Consider the following 6,108-nt stretch of genomic DNA (forward strand, 5'->3'; position numbering starts at 1 on the left):
TCGCCGCACCGACCAGCAGGTATTGGACGGGATGGAGACGCAGGCCCTTCAGTACTTCGAAAAGGAAGAAGGCCACGAAGGTCAGCGCAATGAACAGCAGGCCGTATTTGCCGGCGCGATCGTTCTGCTGGTACACCCCACCAGGCTGGTAGAACTTCACGCCGAAGGCCGAGGGGGAGAGGCGTTCAGCCACCTCCTGGTTTGCCGCGTCCCAATGCTGGCCATACGCACGGTTGAGGTCGAGGATTTTCCAGGAGGCATCGAAGCCGGTGGCCGTCACGCTGCGCCGGGTGGGCAGCAGCGAACCGGTGAAGCTGGGATCAGGCCATGACGAACGCATCTGTACGCTGTTCGTACGGGCCAGAGGCAGCGACGAGAAAGACTCCGTGCCGGCGACGCTGAGCTTGAGTTCGAATTCGACCGGCGCCTCGCGGTCCGGCTCGATAATGATGGGCGCCGCCAGCACCGTGTAAGGCCCCATGCGCGCGGTGGACGACGACAACCGCACCGCATGGCCATCGACGACGACCGAGGTAATGCCCTGCAGTCCGCGCGTATCGGCGATCAGCACGCGGACTTCCGCTTTGCCGGTGAACCAGGTGGACCCCGCTTCGGTGGCAAACCGCCGCAGATCGGCAGGAAGGAAATGACCACGGATGCTGACCTCGCCTGTGTACGTCGGCACCACGTACATGCCGGACGAACGCTTGTCGACCGTGAGATCGGCGACCGTGTCCATGTCATCGGCCAGTACGATTTCCGTCCCGTCGACCACCTTCGCAACCGCGCCCGCGGCATCSTGGGTCTCCCGCTGCGTCGGCACGGCGAGCACGAGGCCGCCGATCACTTGCGGTCCGCCCCAGCCATCCGCGACGCGGCCGACGGCGGTATCTCGCATGGCCTGCCGTTCGCGCACCAGCCCATCGGCCTGCGTCAGCGGAATCAACATGAGCAGCGCGAGCAGCCCGATGCCAAGGACCTTGGCGGTAATCGATTGCATCCAGCGAAACATCGGTCTCTCCCTTCCTGATAGATGGGAACGATGCTGGGCCGGTCATGGGTGCGCCACCGGCGCCGGCCGTGGCGAAGTGCGGGCGAGGAGGGGCGAAACGGTGTCGACCAGGTCCGGGAGGAATCAGGCCTGGGAGGGAACCGGCGCGAAAAACGCCGTGACGTCGCCGAGCTCACGCGTGCGCGGCATCGGCGGCAGGCTGGCAAGAAACAGCCGTCCGTAGCCTTTGGTGCTGAGCCGCGGATCGCACAGCACCAACACGCCGCGATCGTGCACGTCGCGGATCAGGCGCCCCGCACCCTGCTTGAGCGCGATGACGGCGGTGGGTACCTGCCAGCCCATGAAGGGATTGATGCCGGCTTCTTCGAGCGCTTCGAGCCGTGCCTGGAGCACGGGATCGTCCGGCATGGCGAAGGGAAGCTTGTCGATGACGACCACACTCAGGGCTTCGCCGGCGACATCCACGCCTTCCCAGAAGCTTGCCGCACCGAGCAACACCCCCCGGCCGCTCGCGCGGAATTCCTCGAGCAGGCGATGTCGCGGTGCCGTGCCCTGCACGAACAACGGCCAGGGCACGCGACCTTCCAGCAGTTCCGCCGCACGACGCAGCGCACGGTGCGAGGTGAACAGGAGAAACGCTCGGCCATCGGAGGCGTCCAGCACGGGGCGGATCGCCGCGATGACGCGGTCGGTATAGTCACGCGCTGCGGGATCCGGGAGATCTTTCGGCAGATAAGCGAGCGCCTGCCGCTGGTAGTCGAAGGGACTCTCGACATGCAGCGTCTGCGGGTCTTCGATGCCGAGCTGGCGGGCGAAGTGCGCGAAGTCGCCGGCAATCGAAAGGGTGGCCGAGGTATGGATCCACGCGGCATCCGTCGCCATGCGCATCGCGCGCAGCGGCGTGGCGAGATCCAGCGGCGTCGCGTGCAAGGCGAAGCCCCGGGGCCAGGTTTCGTACCAGCGCACGTCGGAAGCGGAATGCTCTTCGGCAATGCGATCCAGGCGCAGACTGAGCATCTGCGCCCGTTCGAACACGTTGGCCAGCCCGCGCGAGCGCTCGCCGAGGGAGGAAAGCAGATCTGACAGCGCGGCCATGACGTCGCGCAGCTCGCCGAGAAGTTCGTGCACCACCTCGTCGCGGTCGAGCGCGCCGAAGGGACCACGCGACGGCAGCGGATCCATAGCCAGGCGCAGGCGCTTGATCAGGTCCTGGACCACTTCCACCGGTTCGAGCAGCTGGCTGGTCGCGCCGGTGACGCCTTGCGCTTCGGCCAGCGCGTCCTGGGCAAGGTCCGACATCTGTCGCGCGCTGACGCTCTGCGAGAAGAACTGACCGGCCAGCTCGGGAATCTGGTGCGCTTCGTCGAGGATGAAGGCATCGGCGCTCGGCAGAATTTCGCCGAAACCTTCCTGCTTCAGCGCGAGATCGGCCATCAGCAGATGGTGATTGACCACGACGATGTCGGCCTCCATGGCCTCGCGCCGGGCCTTGACCACATGGCAGTCCTCGAAGAACGGGCACTCCGTTCCCAGACAATTCTCAGGCGTTGAGGTGACGCGCGGCCATACCGGAGAGTCCTCCGGAATATCGATCATCTCCATGCGGTCGCCTCGCCGGGTGCGCGCCGACCAGGCGCGGATGGCGGAGAGCTGGCCGACCAGCTGGCGGTCCGGGTTGCCCTCGCGGACAGCCTGATCGAGCCGGTACAGGCACAGGTAATTGGCCCGCCCCTTGAGCAGGCTGGTCTTGGCGCGGCTGCCCAGCACGGCGTGCACGCGCGGCAGGTCGCGGAAGAACAGCTGGTCCTGCAGGGCCTTGGTGCCGGTGGAAACAATGACCTTGCGCCCCGACATCAAGGCGGGGACCAGGTAGGCAAAGGTCTTGCCCGTGCCCGTGCCGGCTTCGGCGATCAGGACGTCGCGGTCCTCGATGGCCGTGGCCACCGCTCCGGCCATGCGCTCCTGCGCCTCGCGGGGCGCGAAACCGGGTACTTCACGGGCAAACGGGCCCTCCGCGCCGAGGATCGCGGCCACATCGGATGCAGTCATCGCTCAAGTATCGCCTACAATGGCAGTCTTTTCGTCTTCCAAAGCGCGCCCCTTCGCGGCGCGAGCCGAGAGCCCACGCATGGATAAGAGTTTCGAGCCCAGCCCGATCGAGTCGAAGTGGTACGCCCAGTGGGAGGCCAACGGCTATTTCAAGCCGTCGGGCAAGGGCACCCCCTACACGATCATGCTGCCGCCGCCCAACGTCACGGGCACGCTGCACATGGGTCATGCGTTCCAGCACACGATCATGGACACCCTGGTCCGCTACCACCGCATGCGCGGCTTCGACACGTTGTGGCAGCTGGGTACCGACCATGCCGGTATCGCGACGGAGATGGTGGTCACCCGCCAGCTCAACGCGGAAGGCAAGCAGCGCTCGGACTTCGACCGCGACGCGTTCATCAGCCGCGTGTGGGAATGGAAGGCCGAGTCCGGCGACACCATCGGCCGCCAGATGCGTCGCATGGGCGTCTCGGGCGACTGGAGCCGCGAAGTCTTCACCATGGATCCGGGCCCGTCGAAGGCTGTCGTCGAGACCTTCGTGCGCCTGCACGAGGAAGGCCTGATCTACCGTGGCCAGAAGCTGGTCAACTGGGACCCCGTGCTGAAAACCGCCATCTCCGACCTCGAAGTGGTCAGCGAGGAAGAAGACGGTTCGATGTGGTCGATCCGCTATCCGCTCGCCGATGGTTCGGGCGAACTTGTCGTCGCCACCACCCGCCCGGAAACCATGCTGGGTGACGTCGCCGTCGCCGTGCATCCGGAAGACGAGCGCTACGCGCACCTGATCGGCAAGATGCTCAACCTGCCGTTGTCCGATCGCCAGATCCCGATCATCGGCGACGACTACGTGGAGAAGGACTTCGGCACCGGCTGCGTGAAGATCACCCCGGCGCACGACTTCAACGACTACGCCATCGGCCTGCGCCACAACCTGCCGATGATCAACATCCTCACCGACGACGCGAAGATCAACGACGCGGCGCCGGAGAAGTACCGTGGCCTCGATCGCTACGTCGCGCGCAAGGCCGTGCTTGCCGACCTGGAAGTCGCCGAGCTGCTGGTCGAAACGAAGAAGCACAAGCTGCAGGTGCCGCGCGGCGACCGTACCGGCCAGGTCATCGAGCCGTACCTCACCTGGCAGTGGTTCGTGAAGATGGACACGCTCGCCGCTCGCGGCCTGCAGCTGGTCGAACAAGGCGACGTGAAGTTCGTCCCCGAGAACTGGATCAACACCTACCGCCACTGGCTTGCCAACATCCAGGACTGGTGCATCAGTCGCCAGCTGACCTGGGGGCACCAGATTCCGGCGTGGTACACGGCCGACGGCACGATCGTCGTGGCACACGACGAGACCGAGGCGAAGGCGAAGGCTGCGGAGCTCGGTTACACCGGCGCACTGCGCCGCGACCTCGACGTGCTGGAAACGTGGTTCTCCTCGTCGCTGTGGAGCCACTCCACGCTCGGCTGGCCGGATTCGCAGGCGCAAGCCGAGCGCGGCTTCGATCGCTACCTTCCGACCAACGTGCTGGTCACCGGTTTCGACATCATCTTCTTCTGGGTCGCCCGGATGATCATGATGACCGACCACTTCACCGGCGAAGTGCCCTTCAAGGACGTCTATGTCACCGGCCTGATCCGCGACAAGGACGGCCAGAAGATGTCGAAGTCCAAGGGCAACGTGCTGGATCCGCTCGACCTCATCGACGGCATCACGCTGGACGATCTCGTGGCCAAGCGCACGAGCAGCCTGATGCAGCCGAAGATGGCCGAGAAGATCGAAAAGGCCACGCGCAAGGAGTTCGCCGAGGGCATTCCCGCCTTCGGTGCCGACGCGCTGCGCTTCACCTTCGCCTCGCTCGCCACACATGGTCGCGACATCAAGTTCGATCTCGAGCGCGCGGCCGGCTACAAGGCCTTCGTCAACAAGCTGTGGAATGCCTCGCGCTTCGTGCTGATGAACCTCGGCGAGGACGCCAAGGTCGTTGCGACGAAGCCGACAACCGAAGCCGAGCGCTGGATCCTCACCCGTTTGCACGACACGCTCGCCACGGTAAAGGAGCAGCTCGCGGGCTATCGCTTCGATCTCGCCGCGCAGGCGCTGTACGAGTTCACTTGGAACGAGTTCTGCGACTGGTTCCTCGAACTGTCCAAGCCGGCACTGAGCGGCAACGATGCCGCTGCGGTGGCGTCGACGCGCTACACGCTCGTCCACGTGCTTGAAACACTGCTCCGTGCGCTGCATCCGATCATCCCCTTCGTTACTGAGGAGATCTGGCAGAACGTGAGGCCGGTGCTCGGCATCGAAGGCGAAACCATCATGCTGCGCCCCTACCCCGAAGCCACGGACGTCGAAGCCGACGCCACGGCGACGGCCGAGATCGAATGGGTCAAGGACGTGCTCACCRGCGTCCGCCGTATTCGCGCCGAGATGAACATCTCGCCGGGCAAGGTCATTCCGCTGTTGTTCGCCGACGGCGACACCGCTGATCGTGGCCGCGCCGCGAAGTTCGCCGCACAGATCGCCTTCCTCGGACGGGTGGAAACGCCCGTCTGGGTCGACGGCGAAGAGCCCGCTGCTGCTGTCGGCGTGGTCGGCGGCATGCGCGTGCTGATTCCGCTGGAAGGGCTGATTGACGTGGGTGCCGAAAAGGCGCGTCTGGCCAAGGAAATCGCCCGCATCGAAGGTGAAGTCCGCAAGTGCGAAGCCAAGCTAGGCAACGCCAACTTCGTCGCCAACGCCCCTGCGGAAGTCGTCGAGCAGGAGCGCCAGCGCATCGCCGACTGGACCCACCAGGCGCAGGCGATGCGCGAGCAGGCGTTGAAGCTCGGCGGCTAACTAGGGCGGGGTCGGTTCACTCGCTTTGCGAGTGCCTGTTTTTAGCGGCTCTCGCGCCGCCGATTACGTCAGGGGTGAGGCGCAGAGCCTTCGGTGCTCGGACGTGGCGGCGCAGAGCCTTCGGTGCCCACCCCCGCTGCTCAGACACGTCCTCCGCGTTCCGTACCGGAAAGGCCGCTGCGCGGCCGTGTACTTATTTGGCCTACGG

At 65.5% G+C, this 6,108-nt stretch carries 3 protein-coding genes; 1 reads left to right on the top strand and 2 read right to left on the bottom strand.

The window, feature by feature from the left end; all coding sequences use genetic code 11:
- Positions 1-1,012: cell envelope integrity protein CreD (gene creD / locus AC1DT2_RS14015; RefSeq protein WP_477296951.1), on the bottom strand; the 1,012-nt coding region annotated here is incomplete at its 3' end.
- 123 nt (positions 1,013-1,135) lie between these two features.
- A complete protein-coding gene (locus AC1DT2_RS14020) occupies positions 1,136-3,061 on the bottom strand; it encodes an ATP-dependent DNA helicase (RefSeq protein WP_477296952.1) in 1,926 nt (641 codons plus the stop codon).
- Positions 3,062-3,140: 79 nt separating this feature from the next.
- Here AC1DT2_RS14020 and AC1DT2_RS14025 point away from each other — a divergent pair, with 79 nt between their 5' ends.
- Positions 3,141-5,900 (top strand): valine--tRNA ligase, encoded by a 2,760-nt coding sequence (locus tag AC1DT2_RS14025; protein WP_477296953.1) that lies wholly within the window; start codon positions 3,141-3,143, stop codon positions 5,898-5,900.
- The last annotated feature ends 208 nt before the right edge of the window (positions 5,901-6,108 follow it).

This window comes from Luteibacter sp. P4_E6 (assembly GCF_056401535.1).